This is a genomic window from Achromobacter sp. UBA2119 (genome assembly GCF_002331005.1).
Lineage (GTDB): Bacteria > Pseudomonadota > Gammaproteobacteria > Burkholderiales > Burkholderiaceae_B > Achromobacter > Achromobacter animicus.
The window spans coordinates 148,190-171,598 of sequence record NZ_DCYD01000018.1; the positions used below are offsets into that span (position 1 = coordinate 148,190).

Here is a 23,409-nt window from a genome sequence, read left to right on the forward strand (position 1 = left end):
CATACGAATTCTGAGAATGCGCAGCACGCGGCGGCTCGCAAGAGACTCATGAGCGATCTCCATGCGCGGTGGCGACACTCAGGTTCCACGGCCCAATTCGCTTGATTCCAAACAGGACTTCGTAAAGCAGCGGAATCAAGCCCAACGTCACCAGCGTTCCGAGTGCCAGCCCACCGATCATCGCGATCGCCATCCCTTTCCATAATGGTCCGGAGAAGAGCATGAGTGGCACCAGTCCCGAAATGCAGGTGACCTTGGTCATCACGATTGGACGAAGCCGTTGTATCGCGGCCCCAACCAAGGCTTCATGGCGTGGCAGGCCTTCCGCTAGCCCCTGGTCGATGCGTTCCAGCAAGAGCACGGCGTTGTTGACAATGATCCCGAACAGGGCCAGTACGCCGAAGGTCGCCATGAAGCTGAAAGGTGTGCCGGTCAGCTTCAGAGCCAATACCACGCCGATAAGCGTGAAAGGGATCGTCGCGAGGATCACACCGAGCTTGCGGAAAGAATTGAACTGCCATACGAACAGCATCAGCATCGCCAGAAATGCGAGGGGCATGTAGGTCGACAGCGCGGCGTTCGATTCGGCGGCTTCCTCGATCTCGCCGCCAAGTTCAACCGAGTAGCCCGCGGGCAGGTCCAGGGCAGCGACGCTAGGCGCCAGGCGGTTGATGATCTCCTGGGCGGTGTAAGAGGTGTTCTGTCCTTGCACGGTGATCGTGCGGATGAGATTGCGCCGTTGGATGACCGAGGGCTCGCTCGCGAGCGATACGTCTGCGACCTGAGCCAGCGTCACCGCTGGACCGCCGTTGGTGGGATAGATGAGCGTCGCGCCTACGTCTGCCGTGCTGCGACGCTCGCTTACGATACTGCGCAGGACGATCGGGACGGAGGTGTCACCGTCGCGAATAACCGAGATCGATCTGCCGCTGTAGCGGACATCCAGCCCGCCAGCGATGTCTTCAGTCGTCACGCCCGCCCGACGCGCGCGGTCCTGGTCGACCCGTACGTCGATGCGGCCAACGCGCGTATCCCAATCGTTCTTGACGTTGATGGTGCCGGGCAGCTTGCGCAGCGCTGCTTCGATTTTGGACGCGGCCCCCAACAATACCTCCTCATCCGGACCGCTGACGCGATAAATGGCAGTCCCTGACTCGGTCGCACCGAGCGAGAAACGCTTGGGCTCGGCGCGCACGTCGCCATGTGCTTGCGCAAAGTAGCTGCGGGTGCGGGCGAGGACGGCGTCGATGTCGCTCTTCGGCTTCAATGTGACAACGAAGTACGCGATGTTCGATGCCGGCAGTGGTGGATTCAGGCTAAGGATGAAGCGCGGGCCACCATCGGCGACGTAGCCGATGTGATCGGAGACTTCTGGATTGATGTTCGTGTCGCCCAGCCAACCACTGATCTGCTTCACGCGGGCGAGCGTTTCGCGCGAGTCGGTACCGGGGGCGAGCTGCACCGGAATCTGGAACTGAAGCCGGTCGGACTTGGGCATGAAATCGTACGGCAGGGTGGTGAAGCCATACAGCGCAATGGCAAGCGCCGCGATCATCGACGCTACATAGACCGCCTTATGGTGGAGCACCCACTCCAGTACGCGCCGGTAGCCACGGTAGAAGCGGGTGTCATAGGCGTCGCCCTGCTCCTGCTTGTGATGGGGTTTGGCGAAGTGGTAGCACAATAGGGGCGTGACAGTCAGGCACAGCAGCCACGAAGCGAACAACGTCAGTGCCAGCACGACCACGAGATTGTGCAGATACTCGCTCGTGGCGTTCTGGCCAAAAAAGAACGGCGAGAACACGATCACGATCACGAGCGAGGACGTGAGCAGCGGAATGGCGAGCGTGCGGCCCGCCTCGAGGCAGGCATGCTTACGATCTTCGCCACCGGCCAGGCGGCGTTCGATGTCTTCGGCAATCACAATGCCGTTGTCCACCAACAAGCCGAGCGCAATGATGATGGCGCCCATCGAGACGTTCTGAAGCTCGATGTTCATCGCGCGCATGACGATGAGTGCACTGAGGATCGTCAACGGCACGATCATGCCCACGATGATCCCGGTGCGCCAACCGAGAAATAGCACGACGACACCGAGGACGACGATGATCGTCTCCATCATGACGTGGTTCATTTTGCCCATCTCGTGCTTGACGACATCGGCCTGGAAAGTGACGTATGACAGATCGAAACCCGCCGGCAGCAGCTTCTCCTGGTCTGCAACCCGTGCTTTGAGCGCTTTTCCGAACTGCTCCACGTTCTGACCGGAGGCCATCGAAACCGCCATGACGACAGCGGGCTGGCCTTTGTAGATGGCAGCAGATTCCGGCGGATCGGCTGGCCGCACACTCACCTGCGCCAGTTCACCCAATGCGATCGTCGGCACGGGCGCCGTACTACTTTGCGGTCGTGGCAGCGCGATCGGCATTGCTCGCAGGGAGGGAGCGTCACGCACTTCGCCACTGACCGCCAAGGTTGCATTGATGCCGCCGACAACAATTTGTCCACCCGAAGCGACGACGTTCTGTTTGACGAGTTGGTCGATCACCCCCTGTGGTGTCAGCTCCAATCGCGCGAGCCTAGGCCGATCGAATTCGAGATAGACGCGCTCTTCCTGCAGGCCGTAGAAAGTGATGCGCTCAATACCAGGCACGGTGTACAGGCGGTCGCGCATCTGCTTGAGCGCGACGCGCATCTCGCTCATGGAGTAACCTGGTGCAGTGACCGCAATCGAGGCAACCGCGACGCGGCCGAAGTCTTCGTCGACGAAAGGCCCCATCGTGCTCTGTGGTAAGGCATCCTTCGAATCGGCGACCTTGGCCCGGACGCGCTGCCAGATCGGTGCCAAGTCGGTGTAGCGGTCCCAGATCGTGACCTGGATCATGGCGCTGCCTGCGCGCACGGTGCTCGTCACGCGCTTGACCTCTGCCAGTTCGCGCAAGCGCTCCTCGATCGGCCGGGCAATGAGTTGCTCAACGCGTTCGGCGGGCAGCCCCGGGTTCAACGCCGTGACCATCGCATCGCGGACCGTGACAGTCGGCTCCTCCTGAGAAGGAAAATTCAGGAAGGTCGCGATGCCGGCGACGAAAATGATGAGCGCTACAAAGTAGGTAAGTCGACTGGCGCGCAGCGCCATCTCGGTGATCTTCATGATGAAGTAACCTGGTGGATCGCGTTAGCGCTTGGTCAATTGAGTGGTGGCTTCCAGTGGTGTCACTGGCTGTCCATCGGTGAGCCATCCTCCTCCGGCGGCAACCACCGTCTCGCCGGGCTTGAGTCCAGCGAGGACGCGCGCGCTGTCTCCTTCCTGTACCGGCGTGAAGCGCACCGCGCGACGGTGCACCTTCTTATCTTCAGGGGTGTAGACGAAGACGGAAGCCTCGCCCGGCTTCGTGCCGAGCACCAGCGAGGCATAAGGTATGGATACAGTCTCGGGCCGAGAGGTCTTGGAGGTTGCCGCAGGTGCGTCGAGCACGACCTGTACGGGAATACCTGGCCGAAGTGCGCGCGCTTGCGCGTTATCTTCAGGCACTAGCACCACGGGTAGGAGCGAGCCATTTTCGGCGCGCAGACCGACACGACGTACCACCGCTCGGATTGGTTGTTCGGCTCCGCTCCAGCTCAGTTCTGCGCGTTGGCCGACATCTATGTGAGGTGCCTGTGTAGTAGACGCGTTCGCGATGATCTCAGTGCCACTGCGCACGCCGTCGACCTGAAATACCGGCGCACCAGCAGCAATGTCGGTGAACGCCAAAGCCAGCTTTTCCGCCACGACACCATCGAAAGGAGCGACGATCATCGTGCCACGTTGTGCTCGTTCGGCCAGGCCAAGCGCCGCCTTGGCAGTGCGCGCTTGACCCTCTGCGACCGCTAGCTGCGCCTTCGCGCTCTCGAACGCAGCAGGGGAGATGACTTCGCTTTCGAGCAACCGGCGCTGTTGATCTGTCTGTACACGTCGATCCATCAGGCCGGCTTCGGCGGCCGCCAGGGATGCTTGCGCTTGTGTCACGCGAAGCCGGTCAGGTTGCGCATCAAGTTCTGCCAGGACTTGGCCGCGGGAGAACCGTTCACCCACGTCGACGTTCAACTTGGCGATCCGTCCTCCTGTTTCAAATCCTAGGATGCTGCGCTCGGTTGCTCGCGCCGAGCCAGTCAATTCGATGCGAGAGCTATGCGGGAGATCCGACTGCGCGGCGGCGAGCTTCACTGCGCGCGGAGGCTCGGATACGGTGGATTGCGAGTTTCCGCACCCTGAGAGCAGAGTCGAAATGGATAGTGTGCAAGCAACCGCCAAGGAGCGCGGTGCGCACGCGGTCATGACACCGCTACGGACGCGACTCATGTGCGTCCTTTTGCCGGGACAAGTTCGAGATGGCCCGAGGCGAGATCCTGGAGCGCCCGAAAGAAATGCCGCCGCTCTGCGGGTGCGAGTATTGGCAAACCCAGAAGATCGGCGAACAGGGCGCCATCCAATGCCAGCATGATGAGTGCCGCGGTCTCGGTGCCACGCGGGGATCGACGCACGCGTTCGTACTGCACGCGGTAACACTCGCGCAGTGGGTCGAGAAGTGTTGGATCTTCCGCAGCTGCCGCGAGCAGCGCTGCGCCCATCTTCTGCATCTCGTCGTCGGGCATCGCTTCCACCTGGCTCGACAGCCAGGGGTCCGGATCTCCGGCAAACCTGCGCTCGTGATTGGCTTGTACCGCGTCGAACGCCCGGATCATCTCGTCGATCAGTGTCACGAACAAATCGCGTTTGGTCTTGAAGTGATAGAGAAACGCCCCTTTGCTCAACCCGGCCCGCACAACGACGGCGTCCAGTGTCAAGCGACTGGCACCTTCCTCCAGCACCAGTTCGCGGGCGGCCTGCAGGATGCGGTCGCGAGTTCGCTGGGCTCCTTGCTGGAGGCCGGGCTGCGCATCGGCGCTGCTATGGGCAGTGGACGGGGGGGGCAACTTTGTTTTCGCGCGGGGCGGCATGGTCGTGCTCCAAAAAAGCTTGAGTCATATACAGTCCAGACGGTATAGTAGAAGCCATACAACAGTCCGTCAAGACTTTTTCGGAGCGCAAGGAGCTGCCATGTCTCAAATTCTTGAACGCTATCGCCTCATTGCCATGATTTCTCCGCTACTGCTTCTTGCGGCCTGCAGCCATGCCCCGCACTCTGCCGATCCACCTCGCCTGGATGTACCGGCCCATTTCTCAAATGAAGAGGGAGGTGAAGGCATCTTGGACAAATCGTCCCGCCGTACTCTTCCCGTCGATTGGTGGACGGCCTACGGCGATCCGCACCTCAATGCCTTGGTCCGGGCGGCGCTGGAGCGCAATACCGAACTGACGATTGCGCGAGCGCGCGTGGACGAGGCATCGGCCGCCACGCGGCGAGCACGGGCCTCCCTGCTCCCCTCGTTGTCCGCGGGCACGCAGGCAACTCGAGGACGCGACTATTCAGAGAACGTTGCAATCGGCAATGATGGCCGCGCCACGTTGTCCGCATCGTGGGAGGCAGACCTGTCGGGACGGCTTTCGCAGGCAGCAGAAGGTGCGCGCCTGGATGCGGTGGCAGCCGAACAAGCGTGGGTTGCCACGCGGTGGCAGGTCGCGTTTGAAACAGTGTCGGCGGCTGTGCAGCAGCGCCAAGCCAGTGAGCTCGAAGCGCTAGCCGCGGCGCGGCTGGCATCCGCAGAACGACTCGTCTTGCTGATGCAACGGAAGTTCGAGGCCGGACAAGCTACCGGCTTCGACATCGAGCGTACCCGCGCCGGCGTCGTCGCACTGCGCGTGGAGCAAGAGCAACTGCGGCGTGCGCGCGGCGAGGCGACGCATGCACTCGATGTACTAGTGGGACAAACGCCCGGAGCGCCTGCAGCTTCCCCAACTCTTGCGTCGCTCGCCGTCCCGGACTGGACACCGACACGCATACCTGCGGACCTGCTGAGTGAGCGGCCCGACGTGCGCGCCGCCGAAGCGAAGTTCGCCGCCGAAACCGCGCGCTGGAACGCAGCCGAAGGCGAACGCTTCCCCAGGCTGGTGTTGGACCTGAGCGGCGGACGGCAGCGCGTAGAGAGTGTGGGAACCCGCATCACTGGAAACATTTTTTCACTTGGGGCCGGGGTGTCGTTGCCGATCTTCGATGGTGGCGCGATCCGTGCCGGCATCGAGACCGGAGAGGCGCGCAGCCGAGCTGCCCGTGCGGAGTTCGAGCGCACTTTGTTGAGTGCTTTGCAGGACGTAGAGAACGCATATCTCGGTTGGCATACGCAGCACGCAGCACTGGAGCATCAGGCCGAGGGTGTCGCAGTCGCGGAGCGTCAGCTCGATCGCAGCCGACGTCTGTTCGAGGCGGGACAAGTGGACGCCACGGTGGTGGCCGAGGCTGAGGCCGGGGTGCTGTCAGCGCAGGCTTCGCTGATCCGCACGCGGGCCGAGACAGCCATGCAATGGGGCGTCCTGGCAAAAGCATTATCCGGCTCTCCTGTTTGATCGCAGAAACATGCTGGAGCAGCTTGCGAAGGCTAGCTAAATAGCGTGACGCAAGGCGAAGGTGGTGAGGCCTGAGTGATGAGGAATGCGAACATGGAAATTCGACACCTGCGCTACTTTCTGGCGGTGGCAGAGGAGCTGCACTTTGCCCGAGCCGCAGAGCGCCTCCACATAGAGACATCGCCGCTGTCGCGCGCCATCAAGGAACTTGAGGAAGAGTTGGGCGTAGCGCTATTTGCGAGAACCACTCGGAGCACCCGCTTGACTCGTGCGGGCAGGCTCTTCTTTGAGAGCGTGCCGCGTGTCTTCGCAGCTTTGCAGCAGGCGCGCGACAGTGTGAACGCCGCAGCCAATGGCTTTCATTGCCAGCTCCGTATTGCATTGTCTGATGGAATCACGCCATCGCGCCTGCCTGCGTTGTTGGCGCTCTGCCGGCAGGAAGAGCCGGAAGTGGAAGTTCGCTTCTTCGAGGTGCCTTTGGCACAGCAAATCAAGGGATTGTGTGGCGAACTGTACGATCTCGGCTTCGCTCAATCGGATGAAGTCGGCGAAGGCATCATCGCCGTGCCGGTGTGGAGTGACCCTCTGATGGTAGCTGTGCCCGCACGGCACCCCTTGCTATCCCACAAACAGATTCCCCTAGAAGAGCTGTTGCGGTATCCGCTGGTGCTCTGCGACGCGGTGGCGTGTGAGGGCCATGCTCGGCAAGTTGAACGGGTGCTACGTCGCGTGGACATAGAGCCACTGATTGCCGAACGCGTGACTTCCAGCGATCTAATGATGGTCCTGGTTTCGGCGGGACTTGCACTAGGCCTCACAGGAGGCGCGCATATCACAGCCAGCAGGGAACAGGGGGTGGTCGCACGGCCGCTGACTGGACGTTCGCCAATGCTCACGACCTATCTACTACGGCCGGCCAGCGAGCCGTCAGAAATGCTGACTCGCTTCATGGAACGCGTTCATTCGATCAAATCTCCAGATGCCAAAGGTCGGCGGTAAACCATCACACAATCTCCCAAAGAAAATTAACCATGAAGAAGATTGCTCTCATATTGCTTTCCTCGACATTGGCAGCCTGCAGCCCATCTGGGAAACCAGATAAAGCCAACCTTCCGACAGTCGATGAATTAGCGCTCAATCCTGAGCGTCTGAAAGAGTTGCGCAAGCAATGCAAGTTGGATCGACCAATGCTGGGCGACCAACTATGTAACCGGGTTGCCGAGGCTACGCGAAAGCGCTTTTACGAAGATGGCGATGTGCCCCACACCACGCCTAAAGAGCCGCCGAAGTTCTAAGCTGGTGGTCATGCCGGAGTATGTATGCCGGATATGAAAAATTTGAAGGAGAATCGCAATGGGTTGGATCTATCTTGTTTTGGCTGGATTGTTTGAAATCGGATGGCCGGTCGGGCTGAAAATGGCGCAAGAGCCAACATCGCGTTGGAGTGGGGTCGCAGTAGCCGTCTCTTTCATGACAATTAGCGGCGCCTTCCTATGGCTTGCTCAGCGTCAGATACCGATTGGGACTGCTTATGCGGTGTGGACGGGTATCGGAGCGGCGGGAACTTTCTTAGTCGGAATTCATTTCTATGGCGACCCAACCTCCCTGATGCGATACCTTGGCGTGGCGTTGATCATCCTGGGCGTTATCACGCTCAAGTTATCGAGTTGATCGCTAGCTCCATTGGTAGCGTAGTCGCTAGGCGACCCAGCTCCCAGAGTGGATCGGGCGCTGGGAACTCGTACGGTCACCTCCTCTCTCTAGTCGCTATGTGACGAGCTTGCCGGCGCCTCGGGAGAGTTCGAGCCAGTGCGCGTAAGGCGGTGGGAGCACCCATTCCGGGTGGCTCCACCTTCAGTGCCTGCGCCAAGGTGACCTGAGTACGAACTTTGTAGCCAGTCAGGCAGTGAGTTCGGAGGGGATGCTATCGGATTGGATCCAGTTGCGCCGGATCGTCGCCGGCGGTTTGTAAGCATGCGCGCTATGCGGCCGCTGCTCGTTGTAGAACTGTCGCCAACGTTCGATCAGCACCTTCGCTTCGGTCCGACTGCGGAACCATTCGCGGTTGAGCAGTTCGTCGCCCATCGTTGCCTGCGAAGTCAGGACCAGCAGAATCCTGAGGGGAGTTCTCATCATGGTTTTCTCCGTTCAGACGCTTGGGATCAAGCGGCCGGAGACCACTACGCCTGCTTGGCTTTGCGCGCTGCCTCGACCAAGCTGTCGAGCCAGTCCTGATGGCCGTTGATCATCGGGTTGGGTTTGGCGTTGTGCAGCTCCTCGGCCGGTTTGCCCTTCTGAGTTTCCTGCGTGAGGATGCGCACGCGCCTGCCGTCCAGGTTCTCAACCAGCCAGGCGTGATGCACATCCAGGCGCGTATCTGTGCCTTCCTCGCCGGACCAGCCGTGCCAGGCCACGCGGCCGGGTTGCCCATCCGCAGGTGGCACGTATTCGTTGCACTGCCCCTCTACCGGGAAGCCGAAGGTCTCGAAGTAAAACCGATCGCCGTCGGCCAGTACCGGGCCTTTGCCGTCATGAAAGCACACGTTAGCCGAGTTGGCGTAGTAGCTTGGCCACAGCGATGGTGTGACGAGTAGAGGCCATACGTCGGCCGCGCTCAAGCCGGCGGCGATGATCTCATTGGAGGCGAAATTCTCAGTAAAGCCCGGCGTGTAGCCTTCGGGCCAGAGGATGGCGTTCTGTTGCTTGCTCATATCGAAGCTCCTTCACAAAATGTCGATGACGCAACAGGGGTGGCTGCGTCATTCAAGTGGTCATGGAGCAAATCATGAGCCTCCATCTGCAATAAGTGAAATCCTAAGTTTCTATTTTTGATATCATAAAATATGATATCAAGGCCTAGGTTCTGCCATCCACCGACTAGGCTATCTCGCAGCGGCGCTACGAAAGGGCGCGTCTCCAATTGAGCCGACTGATTGCTTATTTGTAGTGCGAGGTAGAGTTGTGCTGAGCATGACGATAGGAGCGATCTTGCCTACTTGTTGTTAGCACAGGAAGTGAACAGCAGTGCTCGTATCCAGCGATGTGCTGGATCGTGATGGGTGCGTTCGTGCCAAGCAGCCGTCTTGGTGAACCCCGGTATCTTCACCGGCGGCAGGGAGATAGCCAGCTTGTCCATACCGGCGACCAAGCGGCTCGGCAAGATCGCAACCATGTCACTGGCACGCAGGATGTCTGGCAAGATCAGAAAGCTCTTGACCGACAGTGTGACGCTGCGTCGTTTGCCCAACTGTTCTAGCGCATCGTCGGTGACGCCGCGGAAACCTCCACCATCGTAGGAAACAAGCGCATGGTCGAGAGCACAGAACTGTTTAACGGTCAGCTTGCGCCCCATAGCCGCAGGATGGTCTTCCCGCAGGACACACACATAGTGTTCCTTGAACAGCTCTCGGGCATGCAGATTTGGCGGAGTGATCTCTGGCGTCAGGAGGGCTAAATCGATCTGACCGCGCTCAAGCTGGTTCTGTAGCTGCCCGCTCTCGACTGGCACTAATGAGACTCGTACACGCGGTGCGTGCCGTTTAAGTGCCGATAGAAATGGGACAGCAACGGCACGCAGCGCATAGTCCGTCGCGGCGATGGAGAAGGTCAGTTGTGCGGTGGCCGGATTGAAGGAAGGTGGCTGGAGCAGCGCGTCGATTTCGGCGAGCACCTGCTTGACAGGCATCCCTAGATCCAGCGCCCGCTGCGTTGGAACGATACCCCGCTGCGAGCGCGCGAAAAGCGGGTCACCGAAGCTCTCGCGCAACCGCGTCAGCATGCCACTCAAGGCCGGCTGGGTTAGTCCCAGACGGGCCGCCGCCCGTGTCACATTGCGTTCGTCTAACAATGCGTCCAGCGCCTTGAGCAAGTTGAGATCCATACTCTTGATATTTTTCATTTTTATTCCAATCTTAAATATCATCGTTTTTCATGATATCTAAATATTGCCTATGAGTGGAAGCAAGGCCCATTGACGGCTTTTTTTGGGTAACTTGCTTGGAACTCTGTATGCGCCGCAGTGCGCTTTCGCTTGCGGCGCTTTTCTTTGACTCGCCACCGCGCTCATTCTTTCTTTTCCCTCGACCATTGTGCTGCGAACGGTCTTTGACCGGCACTAGCCCAGAACCGATCCTGACGCCTGCGACACCCCCTGTGCAACGCTTTCAATGAGACACCAGCGCAGGAGAAATCGGAGGACAGGTCATGCAAGGGACGAACGTTCTGTTCGGCCAGATCGCTGTGGTAATCGGCATCGTGATCGCCGGCGTCTGGGGCGCCACACAATGGACAGCAGCGACCCTTGGCTATCAAGTACGCCTCGGATCGCCCTGGTTCGATCTTCTAGGTGTACCGGTTTATCACCCGTGGCGCTTGTTCGAATGGTGGTTCTTCTTTGATGCCTACGCGCCGCACGTCTTCGACACAGGCGGTGCGATTGCGGGTGGTAGCGGTTTGTTCGCTTTACTCGTCGCCATCGCCATGTCGGTATGGCGTTCTCGGCAGTCGCGGCTGGTTACGACTTATGGTTCGGCACGCTGGGCCGATGCCGTCGACATCCGCAAAGCTGGACTGACCCTCCCGGCGGGCGTCTTCCTCGGCCAACACGACGACCAATACCTCCGACATGAGGGGCCGGAACATGTCCTGAGCTTCGCACCCACGCGCTCGGGCAAGGGCGTGGGCTTGGTGGTGCCTACGTTGCTTTCGTGGCCGGCGTCCGCCGTCATTCACGACATTAAGGGAGAGAACTGGAAGATCACGGCGGGCTGGCGTTCGCGCTTTTCGCACTGCCTGCTTTTCAACCCCACCGATAGGCAGTCGGCCGCCTACAACCCGCTGCTTGAAGTCCGGCGCGGCGCACATGAAGTGCGCGACGTGCAGAACATCGCCGACATTCTGGTTGACCCTGAAGGTGCGTTAGAGAAGCGCAATCATTGGGAGAAGACCAGCCACGCGCTACTGGTCGGTGCAATCTTGCATGTTCTGTACGCAGGCGAGGACAAGACGCTGCGCGGCGTCGCCAACTTCCTCAGCGACCCGGCGTGTCCGTTCGAGCTGACGCTGCACCGGATGATGACGACGAAGCACCTGGGCGATGCGCCTCACCCGGTTGTCGCATCCGCTGCCCGCGAAGTGCTCAACAAGTCGGACAACGAGCGATCGGGCGTGCTCTCCACCGCCATGTCGTTTCTCGGCCTGTACCGCGACCCGACCGTGGCCGAAGTCACATCGCGCTGCGATTGGCGCATCGCCGACCTGATTTCCGCCGAGCACCCGGTATCGCTCTATCTGGTGGTGCCGCCCTCCGACATAAGCCGCACCAAGCCGCTGATCCGGCTCATCTTGAACCAGATCGGGCGGCGGCTGACCGAATCGCTCGACGGCAGCGATGGCATCGCGCGCCGGCACAAGCTGCTGCTGATGCTGGACGAGTTTCCGGCGCTGGGTCGCCTCGATTTTTTCGAGTCCGCGCTTGCCTTCATGGCCGGCTACGGCATCCGCAGCTTTCTCATCGCTCAAAGCCTGAACCAGATCGACAAGGCGTATGGGCAGAACCATTCCATCCTCGACAACTGCCATGTCCGGGTGACTTTCGCCACCAACGACGAAAGGACGGCGAAAAGGATTTCCGAAACCCTCGGCACCGCCACCGAGCTTCGCGCGCAGCGCAACTACGCGGGCCACCGCCTCGCTCCGTGGCTGGGGCACCTGATGGTGTCGCGTCAGGAAACTGCACGTCCGCTGCTGACGCCCGGCGAGGTGATGCAGCTTCCACCTGAGGACGCCGTAGTCATGGTGTCCAGCGTTGCCCCGATCCGCGCGAAGAAGCTGCGTTACTACGTCGACGCCAATTTCAAGGATCGCGTCCTGCCACCGCCCGTGCTCGCAGTCGGGAGGTACGCCGACGCGCCGCCAGCCCGCCCCGACGACTGGAGCGGCTTGGCGATCCCGGCCGTACCTACGGCGCCGACCTCGGTATCCGCCGATGGTCCGGGCGGCACCGATGACGGCGGCCCGCGCCGCCAGCTCGAACTCTCCGAAACCGTCGCCTACGAGCCCGAGTTGGACGCGTGTGCGAACGACCTGGAGCTGCTCGATGACGACGACCTGGCGCTCCCGCTTCCCGGCCAGCTCGACCCGGCCATGCAGCGCACGGCCCGGCTGGCTTCTCTCGACCCCAACGACGGAATCGACCTATGAGCCAATACCGCCTCAATCTTTTCATCCAGCCCGAGCACGCCAAGCGCCTGGATGAACTTGCCGCCAAGAAAGGCGTGTCCAAGTCCTCCATCGTCGCAGCGGCCTTGGCGTCCTGGCTGTCACCCGATGCGGGCGACCAGCGTGAGGCCGCCATTGCCAAGCGGCTGGATCGACTGTCGCGGCAGACCGAACGCATGGAGCGCGACCAGAACATCCAGATCGAAACGCTGGCGCTGTTCATCCGCTATTTCTTGACCATCAGCACGCCGGTGCCAGAAGCCCACAAGGACGCGGCCCGCGCCCAGGGCAAAGCGCGCTTCGAGCAGTTCGTCGAGCAGTTGGGTCGCCACCTGCTGCGTGGCCGCAGTCTGGTGCGCGACGTGGTGGAGGAACTGCACCCCGATCCGATGCGGATGGATGACGCAGCAGCGATGGCGTCCGCCGATGAGCGAGCTGCAGAGCGTGCGTCATGAGTGCCGTTCCGCAGATTCCGCCTGAATCTCGCTCATCCGCCGCGGCGTCCCAGGATCGCCGCATCCAGATGCTGCGCACGGCGATGGGGCCGCTGATCGCCGCTGCGCTCGAAGATCCGGATGTTGTGGAAATCATGCTCAACCCCGATCGCACCCTGTGGGTGGATCGGCTGTCGTCGGGTCGCTCGCCGCTGGGCGTGGAGATGCCCGAGGCCGATGGTGAACGCATCATCCGCCTGGTCGCCGCGCATGTCGGCGCGGAGGTGCATCGCGGCCAGCCGCTCTTGACCGCCGAGTTGCCGGAAACCGGCGAGCGTTTCGAGGGCATCCTGCCTCCGGCCGCCCCGGGGCCAGCCTTCGCGCTACGCAAGCGGGCCGTGAGCATCATCGGCCTGGATCGCTACGTGGCCGACGGCATCCTGACCGCCGGGCAGGCCGAGTTCCTGCGCCGCGCCGTGCGCGAGCGGCAGAACATCCTGATCGCCGGCGGCACCAGCACCGGCAAGACCACGCTGGCGAACGCGCTGCTGGCCGAGATCGCCGCCACAGGCGACCGCGTGCTGGTGCTCGAAGACACCATCGAGCTGCAATGCGCGGCCCGCGACCATGTGCCGCTGCGCACCCGCGCCGGCGTCGTCACAATGACCGAGCTGGTGCGGGCCACGATGCGCCTGCGGCCTGACCGCGTGATCGTCGGCGAAGTGCGTGGCGGCGAAGCCCTGGACTTGGTGAAGGTCTGGGGCACCGGCCACCCCGGCGGCATTGCCACCATCCATGCCGGCTCCGCCTTGGGCGCACTGCTGCGTCTGGAGCAACTGATCCTCGAAGTGGCAGTGAATCCGCCCCGCGCCCTGATCGCCGAGGCGGTCAACGTGGTGATTCACATCGCAGGCCGTGGCCGCAAACGTCACGTCGAAACCATCTCCCGTGTCGTCGGCTTCGACGGTGCGGGCTATCGCCTGACAGATGCGCTGGAAACGCCGTTTCCCGAGCTGCCGCCGGTTCCTCTTGCAGCCGCTGCCGCTGCGCCTTCCTCGACCCCTGACCAACCTGGAGAACTGCCATGACGCACGTTGATGCTTTCCGTCTTTCCGTAAATCCTATTTCTCGCCTGTCCAGCATGGCGCGGCTGCGCCACCTGGCCCGTCCCGCAGGGCAAGGGCTGCTGCTGGCCGCGCTGATGCTGTTGCTGGCGGGCACGGCGCAGGCCGCCGGTTCCTCGATGCCGTGGGAAGGGCCGCTGACCTCCATCCTCGAATCCATCCAAGGGCCAGTCGCCCGGATCGTGGCGGTGATCATCATCATCTCGACGGGGCTTGCGCTGGCGTTCGGTGATACCAGCGGCGGCTTTCGCAAGCTGATCCAGATCGTGTTCGGCCTGTCCATCGCGTTCGCCGCGTCCTCGTTCTTCCTGTCGTTCTTCAGCTTCTCCGGAGGGGCCGTCGTATGAGTAAGGCCACCGATCTTCCGGGCTTTGAAGTGCCGCTGCATCGCTCGCTGACCGAGCCGATCCTGCTGGGCGGTGCGCCGCGCACCGTGGCGATTGCCAACGGCACGCTAGCCGCCGCCGTCGGGCTGGGCCTGCAACTGTGGATTCCCGGCGTGGTGCTCTGGATCGTCGGCCACTCGCTGGCCGTATGGGGTGCGCGCGTCGATCCGCAGTTCATGCAGGTCTTCGCGCGGCATATCAAACACCGCCCGCTTCTGGACGTGTGAGGGGAGGACGCCATGCTGAACCTTGCCGAATATCGTCAGCGCCCGGCCTTGCTTGCCGACTGGCTGCCCTGGGCCGGGCTGGTCGCGCCGGGCGTTGTGCTGAACAAAGATGGTTCGTTTCAACGCACGTTCCAGTTTCGCGGCCCCGACTTGGACAGTGCGACACAGGGCGAGCTGATTGCCACGTCGGCGCGGCAGAACAACGCGCTTCGCCGTACCGGGTCTGGCTGGGCCTTCTATATCGAGGCCGAGCGGATGCGGGCATCGAGCTATCCGCAATCCTCCTTTCCCGAACCACTGTCCTGGCTGGTGGATGAGGAGCGACGCGCGGCGTTCGAGGAGTCGGATGGCCATTTCGAGAGCGTCTATCACTTCACGTTGCAACACCTACCGCCGCAAGAGTCTCGCGCCCGTGCGGCTGGGATGCTGTACGAGAACCGGCCCACTGAGGGTGTGGACTGGCGTGGTCGGCTTGATTCCTTCGTGGCAGAGACCGATCGCGTGTTCGACCTGCTCGATGGTGTGATGCCGGAGATTGCCTGGCTGGACGATAGCCAGACGCTGACCTACCTGCATGCCACAGTCTCCACGCGGCGCTATCGCGTCGGCGTGCCCGACGTGCCGTTCCATATCGACGCACTGCTGGCCGATGCCGCGCTGGTCGGCGGCCTGGCGCCCATGCTGGGCGATCAGCACCTGCGCGTGGTGTCGGTACGAGGCTTCCCGACCTCGACCTGGCCGGGGATCTTGGACGACCTCAACCGCCTGGGCTTTGCGTATCGCTGGAGTACGCGCTTCCTGTGCCTGGACAAAGCCGAGGCGGAACGGGAATTGGGGCGCTTGCGGCGCCAATGGTTCGCCAAGCGCAAGAACGTCATCGCGCTGCTGCGCGAAACGATCTTTCAGCAGGAAAGCCCGCTGGTCGATACCGATGCCAGCAACAAGGCCGCCGACGCCGATGCCGCCTTGCAGGAGCTGGGCAGCGATCAAGTCGCCTTCGGCTACCTCACCGCCACGGTGACGGTGCTCGACGCCGACCCGGCCGTGGCCGACGAGAAGCTGCGCATGGTGGAGCGCGTCATCCAGGGCCGGGGTTTCGTGACCATCCCCGAAACCCTCAACGCAGTCGATGCCTGGCTGTCGTCCGTCCCCGGCAACGCATACGCGAACGTGCGTCAGCCCATCGTTTCGACGCTGAACCTGGCGCACATGATGCCGATGTCAGCGGTATGGGCTGGGCCGGAGAAGAACGAACACCTCGATGGCCCGCCGCTGATCGTCACCCGCACCGATGGCGCGACGCCGTTCCGGCTGGTGACGCACATCGGCGACGTGGGGCACACCCTTGTCGCCGGGCCGACCGGCATGGGCAAGTCGGTGCTGCTCGCCATATTGGCCATGCAGTTCCGGCGCTACTTCGGCTCGCGGATCTTCGCCTTCGACATGGGGCGCTCGATGCGCGCCACCATCCTCGGCCTTGGCGGTGAGCACTACGACCTCGGTGCCGATGGCGGCATCGCCTTCCAGCCACTCGCGCGAATAGCCCACGAGGGCTACCGCACCTGGGCCGCCGAATGGGTGGAGGGCCGGCTGCTGCACGAAGGCGTGACGGTCGGCCCGGACGAGAAGGCTGCCATTTGGTCGGCGCTGCGAAGCCTTGCCGGTGCGCCAGTGGAGCAGCGCACCATGACCGGCTTGTCGGTGTTATTGCAGTCCAACGCGCTGCGCCAAGCGCTCGCGCCCTATGTGTTGGGCGGCGCCCACGGCAAGCTGCTGGACGCTGACCACGACCGGCTGGGCATGGCCGACGTGCAGGGCTTTGAGATGGAAGAACTGATGCACAGCCCCGCCGCCGTGCAAGCAGTGCTGCGCTACCTGTTCGCCCGCTTCGACGAACGTTTTGACGGCGCGCCCACGCTGCTGATCCTCGATGAAGCGTGGCTGTTCCTCGATGAGCCGTCCTTCGCGGCCCGCATCCGGCAATGGCTCAAGACGCTCAGAAAAAAGAACGTCAGCGTCATCTTTGCCACGCAGTCGCTGGCCGACATCAAGGACTCGACCATCGCGCCAGCCATCATCGAAAGCTGCGCGAGCAGGATCTTCTTACCTAACCCGCAGGCCACCGAGCCGCAGATTCGCACGATCTACGAAGGCTTCGGCTTGAACAGCCGCCAGATTGAGATCGTGGCGACCGCACAGCCCAAGCGCGATTACTACTACCAGTCGCGCCTCGGCAATCGCCTGTTCGACCTCGACCTGGGGCCTGTCGCGCTCGCATTCGCGGGCGCATCCACCCCTCAAGACCAACGCGATATTGACCGCGTGCTGACGCAGGCCGGCGCTCCCGGCTTCGCCGGCGCGTGGCTGCGCCATCGCGGCCTCGGCTGGGCCGCCGACCTGCTGCCGTCCGCTCCGGCGGCAGCTTCCTTTCTCGCTTCTCAACCGCTGGAGGTTTCACCATGAAGACCAAGCCCCGTTTGCTCTCTGTCTCACTCGCTGCCGTGCTGTCGGTATCGCTGCTGGCCGTGCAGCCCGCATCCGCGCTGACGGTGTTCGACCCGTCCAACTTCGTGCAGAACACGCTGACCGCCGTGCGCACGCTGGAACAGATCAACAACCAGATCAACCAGCTTCAGAACGAGGCGCAGATGTTGATGAACCAGGCCAGGAACCTGGCAAATCTCGACTTCAACATCGTCAACCGCCTGCGCTCGACGCTCGCCACCACCGAGCGCCTGATCGCCGAGGCGCGCGGCTTGGCCTACGACGTGCAGAGCATGGATGCCACGTTCGCCCGCCTGTACCCGGAACAGTACGCCGCCACCATCAGCGGCGACCGCATGGCACAGGACGCCCGCGAACGCTGGCAGAACACCTTGAACGGCTTGCACACCGCGATGCGGATGCAGGCGCAGGTGTCGCAGAACCTCGCCCAAGACGAAAGCGCGCTGGCCGATCTCGTGAGCCAGAGCCAGTCGGCCACCGGCGCGCTGCAAGCGATGCAGGCGACGAACCAGCTCCTGGCTTTGCAGGCCAAGCAGTCGATCCAGGCGCAGCAGCTCCAGATCACGCAAGACCGGGCCGCTTCACTGGAACTGGCGCGGCAAGCGGCGGCTATGGAGCGCGCCCGCGAAGTGCGGCGGCGCTTTCTGGGCACCGGCACGCCGTACACGCCGCAGTCCGTCAACTTCTATAACAACTGACCGGAGGCGGCCATGCGATGCGCTTCCGTCCTGATGGCCGTGCTGCTGACCGCGTGCGGCCAGCAGCCGGCCGAGAACCTGGCCGACGCCCTGGCCGCAGATCCGGTGCGGCTCAAGGCGTTGCGCGGGCAATGCGCGGCCGACCGGCAGGCCGTGGGCGAGGATGCCTGCCGCGCCGCCGCTGAAGCCTTCCGGCGGCGCTTCTTCGCCGGCCATACCGGGCCGGATGAATACAACTCGCTGGCTGAACTCCCGCCGATTCCGCCGAGCTTCGATACGCCCGCAGATGAATTGCCAGAGGGCGCCGTTCCGCTCACTCCGCCCGAGGATTCGCCATGAACGACGTGACCATCATCGACCGTTTCCTCGATACGTTCTCGCGCTACATCGACTCGGGCTTCGGCTTATTGCAGGGCGAAGTGGCATTTCTCACCGCCACGCTCATCGTCATCGACATGACGATCGCTGGCCTGTATTGGGCCATGAGCCACGCCACCGGCCAGGGCGACGACGTGATCGCCAAGCTGCTGCGCAAGGTGCTCTGTGTCGGCGCGTTCGCCTACATCATCGGCAACTTCAACTGGCTGGCGAGCATCGTGTTCCGCTCGTTCGCCGGCTTGGGAATTACCGCTACCGGCTCGGCCATCACGATGGAGAACTTCCTTCAGCCGGGCCGGCTGGCGAAGACCGGCATCGACGCAGCCGCGCCGATTCTGGAACAGATCGGGGACATGGCTGGGTTCCCCGAGGTGTTCGTGAACATCGACCCTATCGTGGTTCTGTTCATCGCCTGGCTGGTGGTGATCCTCTGCTTCTTCGTGCTGGCCGTACAGCTTTTCATCACGCTGATCGAGTTCAAACTGACTACGCTCGCCGGCTTCGTCTTGATCCCGTTTGCACTCTGGAACAAGACCTCGTTCCTCGCGGAAAAGGTGCTAGGCAACGTGGTGTCGTCAGGCATCAAGGTCTTGGTGCTGGCCGTCATCGTCGGCATCGGTTCAGGCCTGTTCGCCGAGTTCCAGGTGCATCCCGACGAACCATCCATCGACCACGCGCTGGTCGTGATGCTGGCCTCGCTCGCGCTGCTGGCGCTGGGCATTTTCGGCCCCGGTATCGCCACCGGCCTGGTGTCCGGTGCGCCACAGCTTGGTGCGGGCGCGATGGCTGGTGCTGCGGTCGGGGCTGTCGGCACCGGCGTTGCCATCGGCGCCGCCGTAACGGGCGTGGGCGGCGCCGTCATGGCCGGGGCACGAATGGCCCCGGCGGCCGCAAAGCTGGCCGGTGCCGGTGCGCGTGCCGCGACTTCGGCGGCCGGCAGTGCCCGATCGGCGTTCCAGGCCGGTTCCGCTGCGGCCGGCGGCGGTGCCAAGGGCGCGGCGGCTGGCCTCGGCAATGTCGCCAAGACTGGCGCACAAGCCGCAGGCCGCAGCGTCACCTCTGGTGCTTCCGCTGTTGGGCAGAAGGTGGCCGACTCCTTCCGCGCTGGCTGGAACGGCACAGAAGCCGGCAGCGACGGTGCTGGCCCCGGCCAGACCGCAGACGGCACCGCAGGCTCGCAGAAGCAACAGCAACCGGCCTGGGCCAAGCGGATGCACCGCCGCCAGCAGGCTACCCATGCCGCGACCACTGCCGCCCACACGCTGCGCGGCGGCGACGGCGGCGGCTCCGGGCAAGGCCCGAGCCTGCGGGATTCCGATACCTAACCTTCAAGGAGAACACCCATGCGATTCAAACGACCGCAGGTGCGCTACGCCGATACGCCGCAGCCTGCCACCCCGTATCAAGCCGCCGCCCAGGTGTGGGACGACCGTATCGGCTCCGCCCGCGTGCAGGCGAAGAATTGGCGCCTGATGGCCTTCGGCTGCCTAGTGCTCGCGCTGTTGATGGCCGGCGGCCTGGTGTGGCGCTCGGCGCAGTCCATCGTGACGCCCTATGTCATCGAGGTCGATCAAGCCGGGCAGGTGCGCGCCGTGGGAGAGGCCGCCACGCCGTACCGGCCCGGCGACGCGCAGATCGCGCACCACCTGGCGCGCTTCGTGACGCTGGTTCGCTCGCTGTCCATCGACCCCATCGTGGTGCGGCAGAACTGGCTCGATGCCTACGACTACACCACCGACAAGGGCGCGGCGGTGCTCAACGACTACGCCCGCACCAATGACCCATTCGCCCGCATCGGCAAGGAATCGGTAACGGTGCAAATCACCAGCGTGGTTCGCGCGAGCGACACGTCTTTCAACGTGCGCTGGACAGAGCAGCGCTATGTCAACGGTGCGCCCGCCGGCACCGAACGCTGGAACGCCGTGCTTTCGACCGTCCTGCAAACCCCGCGTACTGAACAGCGCCTGCTCAAGAACCCATTGGGTATCTACGTCAACGGCCTGTCATGGAGCCGCGAACTGGATTCTTCCGAAGGAGCCAAACCATGAAACTTCGTTTCCGCCTTTACGTTGTTCCTTTGACGCTGCTGGCCCTCGCGGGCTGCGCCTCGCAGGGGAAGCCGCCGCCATCCATCTCGCTCGACGAGACGGTGCTGGCCCAGCCGTTGCCCGAACCGCCCAAGCCCGTCGAAGTCGTCGCCGTCCCTGAACCGCTGGCGCTGCCGGCGCAGTTGAAGCCCCTGCCGGAACTCGATGAGGCCCCCGTTGCGCCGGAGCCGGCCGACGAAAAGGTGCGCGTTTCCCGTGCCAATGCAGAAGCGCGTATCGCGCCTACCCGTGAGGGCTACGTCAACGCGATTCAGGTGTGGCCGTTCACCGATGGCGCGCTTTATCAGGTCTATGCGTCGCCGGGGCGCGTGACGGTGGTTTCGCTTCAACCGGGCGAGGAACTGGTAACGGTCGCCGCCGGCGATACCGTGCGCTGGATCGTGGGCGACACGTCCAGCGGCGGCGGGGCCGATCTGCGCGTCAATGTGCTGGTCAAGCCTATCCGCTCCGGTCTGAAAACCAATCTCGTCATCACCACCAGTCGGCGCACCTACCTGCTGGAGCTGACCTCGACCGAGAGGGCATGGATGGCGTCGGTGTCCTGGGACTATCCGAAAGACCGAATGCTCGCGTTGCAGCGCCAGGCGCAGGCAGCGCAGGCAACAACGCCTGTCGATACGGGCCTGTCGCTGGACAAGATCCGCTTCCGCTACGCGGTATCGGGCAGCAACCCGCCGTGGAAGCCTCTGCGCGCCTTCGATGATGGAGAGAAGGTCTATATCCAGTTCCCGCCGGGCATCGCCCAGGGCGAGCTGCCGCCGCTGTTTGTCATCGGCGCGCAGGGCGACGGGCAACTGGTGAACTACCGTTTTCGCTCGCCGTACTACGTCGTGGATCGCCTGTTCGGCGCGGCCGAACTGCGGCTGGGCGGCGATGGCGGCGACGTGGTGCGGATCGAGCGCACCGATGGTGTTGCACGGAGGAACTGACCATGAGCCAGGATGACACTCCCGACCTTGCCGCGCCGCAGGCGGACAAGGTGGCGCCGGAGGCAGTGGCGCTGCGCGCCCAGCCGCGTCCAGTCACACGCCTGAACCGGCGCTCGCTGGCCATCCTTGCCGGCGTCCTAGCGGTCGCCGTGCTCGGCGCGCTGATGTGGTCGCTGCAACCTCATCGACGCAGCACAGGCGAGCAGACCGAGCTTTACAACGTCGATCGCGTGTCAAAGTCGGAAGGACTGGATGCGCTGCCGACGGACTATTCCAAGCTGCCGCCGGCGTTGCTGCCTGCCGTTCCCGAACTAGGGCCACCGCTGCCGGGCGATCTTGGCCCGGCTATCGTGAAGTCGCAGCAACCGGCGACGGCTGCCTACGCGGCCCCCGGTCACGACCCGAACGATGCCCTGCGAAAAGAAGCCGAGGCGGCCGCGGCCTCGTCCGTGTTCTTCCGCTCGGGTGGGCAGAATGCGGCGCCGGTAGCGCAGACACAGGTGGCCGCTGCGCCGGGCTTCGCCGCCAATGCGGCGTTTGACCCGCTGGCGGCCGGGCCGGCCTCCACGGCGGCCCAACCTGCTGACCCGACAGCGGTGCAAAACCGGCAAGACCAGAAAGAGGCTTTCATGAAAGCTGGCCCCACTGAAACCCGTAATTCCGGCAATCTGACTCTGCCAATTTCGCCGTATCAGGTTATGGCCGGAACAGTGGTCGCAGGTGCCTTGGTGACGGGCATCAAGTCGGACTTGCCCGGCGACGTGATCGCCACGGTGACGGAGCCGGTCTATGACACAGCCACCGGGCGCTTCCTGCTGATTCCGCAGGGTTCGCGCATCCTGGGCAAATACAACAGCCAGGTCAGCTACGGGCAGAGCCGCGTTCAAGTCGTCTGGAACCGGATCATCCTGCCGGACACGTCTTCGCTCACGCTCGACAACCTGGCCGGCACCGACCCAGCCGGCTATGCCGGGCTGGAGGACGATGTGGACTACCACTGGGGCCGCATCTTTGCCGGTGCGGCACTCACCACGCTGCTGGGCGTCGGTGCCGAGCTGGCCGCGCCGGAGAACCGGCAGGATGGTGATCGCGTCATCATCGCTGGGCGCGACAGCGCGCAGGACAGCATCAATCAGGTCGGCCAGGAGATGACCCGGCGCAACCTCAACATCCAGCCGACCTTAACGCAACGGCCGGGCCTGCCGGTTCGCATCATCGTCAACCGGGATCTGGTGCTGCGGCCGTACCAGCCGCTGTTCTTCAACCGGGGGACTTCACGATGAGCACGACCAAGAAGCTGCGGCTCGGCCCGCTGCCGAAGACCGAGAGCACCAAGCTGACTTTCGTTTGCCCGACCAGCTTGAAAGTCGACCTCGACCGCTACGCCGCGCTACACGCGCAGGCGTATGGCGAGGCCGTTGATGCGGCGACGCTGATCCCGCATATGCTGGAAGCGTTCATGGCGGGGGATCGAGGATTCAGGAAGGGCACGGCGACCCGCAGCACACCACCGAAGCCGCCATGATTGCACCGCATGCTATTCAACGGCATCCATCGAACGCGCAGCCCAGGCTGCGCGTTCTTCATTCTGGATGCCGCCGAGCCTGTTGGGCTATGATGATGCGACAGGCCCGCCGTTCCTCGGCAATCCAGCACTACACAGTGCGATGCGGCTTTCTCTCCCAACGCTCCTATGTCGCTCCTAGCCGACAACGCCGCTCTTCTTCTAAGCGGCCCCGAAAGGAGCTAACCTACTGTCCCATATACGGTTTCAAGTCCTTCTTGATTTGCGCGAAAGAATTGACACCGGCACTTTTTTGTTTCCAGAGAGCAGAGGCCAGAGAGAACCATCCGCCGGGCCGCATGGGCACCGGCTGGCATACCGCAGGCTCCGGCCCCCGCTCTGTGGAAGGAAGC

At 63.1% G+C, this 23,409-nt stretch carries 22 protein-coding genes and 1 pseudogene; 17 read left to right on the plus strand and 6 right to left on the minus strand.

Going from position 1 to position 23,409, the window contains the following annotated elements:
• Positions 1-46: 46 nt before the first annotated feature.
• The 3 genes from B3098_RS21610 to B3098_RS21620 form a co-directional block, all read right to left on the minus strand.
• Entirely contained in the window at positions 47-3,151 is a 3,105-nt protein-coding gene (locus B3098_RS21610; RefSeq protein ID WP_003092293.1) for an efflux RND transporter permease subunit, read from the minus strand.
• Positions 3,152-3,175: 24 nt separating this feature from the next.
• Entirely contained in the window at positions 3,176-4,207 is a 1,032-nt protein-coding gene (locus B3098_RS21615) for an efflux RND transporter periplasmic adaptor subunit (protein WP_225984323.1), read from the minus strand.
• A gap of 131 nt (positions 4,208-4,338) precedes the next feature.
• Positions 4,339-4,980: a TetR/AcrR family transcriptional regulator gene (locus B3098_RS21620; RefSeq protein WP_024944154.1), complete on the minus strand. Its 642-nt coding sequence runs from the start codon at positions 4,978-4,980 to the stop codon at positions 4,339-4,341.
• Positions 4,981-5,080: 100 nt separating this feature from the next.
• On the opposite strand from B3098_RS21620, the gene B3098_RS21625 reads away from it, so the two are divergent.
• The 4 genes from B3098_RS21625 to B3098_RS21640 all read left to right on the plus strand — a co-directional run bounded on the left by B3098_RS21625 (position 5,081) and on the right by B3098_RS21640 (position 8,155).
• On the plus strand, positions 5,081-6,484 hold the full coding sequence (locus B3098_RS21625) for an efflux transporter outer membrane subunit (RefSeq protein ID WP_000078291.1): 1,404 nt from the start codon (positions 5,081-5,083) through the stop codon (positions 6,482-6,484).
• 93 nt (positions 6,485-6,577) lie between these two features.
• The gene (locus B3098_RS21630) at positions 6,578-7,483 is read left to right on the plus strand and encodes a LysR family transcriptional regulator (protein WP_000405670.1); all 906 of its coding nucleotides are present in this window, start codon (positions 6,578-6,580) and stop codon (positions 7,481-7,483) included.
• Positions 7,484-7,515: 32 nt separating this feature from the next.
• Positions 7,516-7,779: an EexN family lipoprotein gene (locus B3098_RS21635; protein WP_000717310.1), complete on the plus strand. Its 264-nt coding sequence runs from the start codon at positions 7,516-7,518 to the stop codon at positions 7,777-7,779.
• A 58-nt stretch (positions 7,780-7,837) separates the two neighbouring features.
• Positions 7,838-8,155 (plus strand): DMT family transporter, encoded by a 318-nt coding sequence (locus B3098_RS21640; protein ID WP_000539741.1) that lies wholly within the window; start codon positions 7,838-7,840, stop codon positions 8,153-8,155.
• Between the two features lie 228 nt (positions 8,156-8,383).
• Here B3098_RS21640 and B3098_RS21645 read toward each other — a convergent pair.
• From B3098_RS21645 to B3098_RS21655, 3 genes and pseudogenes are all read right to left on the minus strand, one after another.
• Positions 8,384-8,563, minus strand: a pseudogene (locus B3098_RS21645) (integrase core domain-containing protein); the annotation flags it as partial.
• 101 nt (positions 8,564-8,664) lie between these two features.
• Positions 8,665-9,195 (minus strand): hypothetical protein, encoded by a 531-nt coding sequence (locus B3098_RS21650; RefSeq protein WP_000043569.1) that lies wholly within the window; start codon positions 9,193-9,195, stop codon positions 8,665-8,667.
• A gap of 281 nt (positions 9,196-9,476) precedes the next feature.
• The gene (locus B3098_RS21655) at positions 9,477-10,382 is read right to left on the minus strand and encodes a LysR family transcriptional regulator (RefSeq protein WP_023093368.1); all 906 of its coding nucleotides are present in this window, start codon (positions 10,380-10,382) and stop codon (positions 9,477-9,479) included.
• 305 nt (positions 10,383-10,687) lie between these two features.
• Here B3098_RS21655 and B3098_RS21660 point away from each other — a divergent pair, with 305 nt between their 5' ends.
• Genes B3098_RS21660 through B3098_RS21720 form a run of 13 tightly spaced genes read left to right on the plus strand, consistent with a single transcriptional unit; the run spans position 10,688 to position 23,017 of the window.
• Complete coding sequence (locus tag B3098_RS21660; RefSeq protein ID WP_001163195.1) at positions 10,688-12,685, plus strand: conjugal transfer protein TraG; 1,998 nt, start codon at positions 10,688-10,690, stop codon at positions 12,683-12,685.
• Positions 12,682-13,158: a ribbon-helix-helix protein, CopG family gene (locus B3098_RS21665; protein WP_000085131.1), complete on the plus strand. Its 477-nt coding sequence runs from the start codon at positions 12,682-12,684 to the stop codon at positions 13,156-13,158. The genes B3098_RS21660 and B3098_RS21665 overlap by 4 nt, the downstream gene beginning before the upstream one ends.
• Complete coding sequence (trbB, locus tag B3098_RS21670) at positions 13,155-14,225, plus strand: P-type conjugative transfer ATPase TrbB (protein WP_023093367.1); 1,071 nt, start codon at positions 13,155-13,157, stop codon at positions 14,223-14,225. Before B3098_RS21665 ends, trbB begins: the two co-directional genes overlap by 4 nt.
• The gene (locus B3098_RS21675) at positions 14,222-14,608 is read left to right on the plus strand and encodes a TrbC/VirB2 family protein (protein ID WP_000150010.1); all 387 of its coding nucleotides are present in this window, start codon (positions 14,222-14,224) and stop codon (positions 14,606-14,608) included. Before trbB ends, B3098_RS21675 begins: the two co-directional genes overlap by 4 nt.
• Positions 14,605-14,874 carry a VirB3 family type IV secretion system protein gene (locus B3098_RS21680; RefSeq protein WP_003092280.1) on the plus strand — a complete coding sequence of 90 codons (270 nt, stop codon included), beginning with the start codon at positions 14,605-14,607 and terminating at the stop codon, positions 14,872-14,874. Before B3098_RS21675 ends, B3098_RS21680 begins: the two co-directional genes overlap by 4 nt.
• A gap of 12 nt (positions 14,875-14,886) precedes the next feature.
• Positions 14,887-17,337, plus strand: coding sequence for a conjugal transfer protein TrbE (gene trbE / locus B3098_RS21685; protein WP_000933135.1), 2,451 nt, complete (start codon positions 14,887-14,889; stop codon positions 17,335-17,337).
• Positions 17,334-18,077 carry a P-type conjugative transfer protein TrbJ gene (gene trbJ / locus B3098_RS21690; protein ID WP_003092277.1) on the plus strand — a complete coding sequence of 248 codons (744 nt, stop codon included), beginning with the start codon at positions 17,334-17,336 and terminating at the stop codon, positions 18,075-18,077. The genes trbE and trbJ overlap by 4 nt, the downstream gene beginning before the upstream one ends.
• Positions 18,078-18,089: 12 nt before the next feature.
• Positions 18,090-18,416: a hypothetical protein gene (locus B3098_RS21695; protein WP_014603538.1), complete on the plus strand. Its 327-nt coding sequence runs from the start codon at positions 18,090-18,092 to the stop codon at positions 18,414-18,416.
• Positions 18,413-19,780: a P-type conjugative transfer protein TrbL gene (gene trbL / locus B3098_RS21700; protein ID WP_023093366.1), complete on the plus strand. Its 1,368-nt coding sequence runs from the start codon at positions 18,413-18,415 to the stop codon at positions 19,778-19,780. Before B3098_RS21695 ends, trbL begins: the two co-directional genes overlap by 4 nt.
• Before the next feature lie 18 nt (positions 19,781-19,798).
• Positions 19,799-20,503: a conjugal transfer protein TrbF gene (trbF, locus tag B3098_RS21705; protein ID WP_001211312.1), complete on the plus strand. Its 705-nt coding sequence runs from the start codon at positions 19,799-19,801 to the stop codon at positions 20,501-20,503.
• On the plus strand, positions 20,500-21,492 hold the full coding sequence (trbG, locus tag B3098_RS21710) for a P-type conjugative transfer protein TrbG (RefSeq protein WP_000776560.1): 993 nt from the start codon (positions 20,500-20,502) through the stop codon (positions 21,490-21,492). Before trbF ends, trbG begins: the two co-directional genes overlap by 4 nt.
• Positions 21,493-21,494: 2 nt before the next feature.
• Positions 21,495-22,775: a TrbI/VirB10 family protein gene (locus B3098_RS21715; RefSeq protein WP_003092274.1), complete on the plus strand. Its 1,281-nt coding sequence runs from the start codon at positions 21,495-21,497 to the stop codon at positions 22,773-22,775.
• Positions 22,772-23,017 (plus strand): DUF2274 domain-containing protein, encoded by a 246-nt coding sequence (locus B3098_RS21720; protein ID WP_000108283.1) that lies wholly within the window; start codon positions 22,772-22,774, stop codon positions 23,015-23,017. The genes B3098_RS21715 and B3098_RS21720 overlap by 4 nt, the downstream gene beginning before the upstream one ends.
• The last annotated feature ends 392 nt before the right edge of the window (positions 23,018-23,409 follow it).

Bases quoted from the DNA above. Each gene is read 5' to 3' on its own strand.
- trbG (WP_000776560.1), top strand. From the start codon at position 20,500: ATGAAACTTCGTTTCCGCCTTTACGTTGTTCCTTTGACGCTGCTGGCC.
- B3098_RS21720 (WP_000108283.1), top strand. From the start codon at position 22,772: ATGAGCACGACCAAGAAGCTGCGGCTCGGCCCGCTGCCGAAGACCGAG.
- B3098_RS21610 (WP_003092293.1), bottom strand. From the start codon at position 3,151: ATGAAGATCACCGAGATGGCGCTGCGCGCCAGTCGACTTACCTACTTT.
- B3098_RS21635 (WP_000717310.1), top strand. From the start codon at position 7,516: ATGAAGAAGATTGCTCTCATATTGCTTTCCTCGACATTGGCAGCCTGC.
- B3098_RS21715 (WP_003092274.1), top strand. From the start codon at position 21,495: ATGAGCCAGGATGACACTCCCGACCTTGCCGCGCCGCAGGCGGACAAG.
- trbE (WP_000933135.1), top strand. From the start codon at position 14,887: ATGCTGAACCTTGCCGAATATCGTCAGCGCCCGGCCTTGCTTGCCGAC.
- B3098_RS21625 (WP_000078291.1), top strand. From the start codon at position 5,081: ATGTCTCAAATTCTTGAACGCTATCGCCTCATTGCCATGATTTCTCCG.
- trbJ (WP_003092277.1), top strand. From the start codon at position 17,334: ATGAAGACCAAGCCCCGTTTGCTCTCTGTCTCACTCGCTGCCGTGCTG.
- B3098_RS21695 (WP_014603538.1), top strand. From the start codon at position 18,090: ATGCGATGCGCTTCCGTCCTGATGGCCGTGCTGCTGACCGCGTGCGGC.
- B3098_RS21660 (WP_001163195.1), top strand. From the start codon at position 10,688: ATGCAAGGGACGAACGTTCTGTTCGGCCAGATCGCTGTGGTAATCGGC.
- trbB (WP_023093367.1), top strand. From the start codon at position 13,155: ATGAGTGCCGTTCCGCAGATTCCGCCTGAATCTCGCTCATCCGCCGCG.
- B3098_RS21640 (WP_000539741.1), top strand. From the start codon at position 7,838: ATGGGTTGGATCTATCTTGTTTTGGCTGGATTGTTTGAAATCGGATGG.
- trbL (WP_023093366.1), top strand. From the start codon at position 18,413: ATGAACGACGTGACCATCATCGACCGTTTCCTCGATACGTTCTCGCGC.
- B3098_RS21650 (WP_000043569.1), bottom strand. From the start codon at position 9,195: ATGAGCAAGCAACAGAACGCCATCCTCTGGCCCGAAGGCTACACGCCG.
- B3098_RS21665 (WP_000085131.1), top strand. From the start codon at position 12,682: ATGAGCCAATACCGCCTCAATCTTTTCATCCAGCCCGAGCACGCCAAG.
- B3098_RS21675 (WP_000150010.1), top strand. From the start codon at position 14,222: ATGACGCACGTTGATGCTTTCCGTCTTTCCGTAAATCCTATTTCTCGC.
- B3098_RS21630 (WP_000405670.1), top strand. From the start codon at position 6,578: ATGGAAATTCGACACCTGCGCTACTTTCTGGCGGTGGCAGAGGAGCTG.
- B3098_RS21655 (WP_023093368.1), bottom strand. From the start codon at position 10,382: ATGAAAAATATCAAGAGTATGGATCTCAACTTGCTCAAGGCGCTGGAC.
- trbF (WP_001211312.1), top strand. From the start codon at position 19,799: ATGCGATTCAAACGACCGCAGGTGCGCTACGCCGATACGCCGCAGCCT.
- B3098_RS21620 (WP_024944154.1), bottom strand. From the start codon at position 4,980: ATGCCGCCCCGCGCGAAAACAAAGTTGCCCCCCCCGTCCACTGCCCAT.
- B3098_RS21680 (WP_003092280.1), top strand. From the start codon at position 14,605: ATGAGTAAGGCCACCGATCTTCCGGGCTTTGAAGTGCCGCTGCATCGC.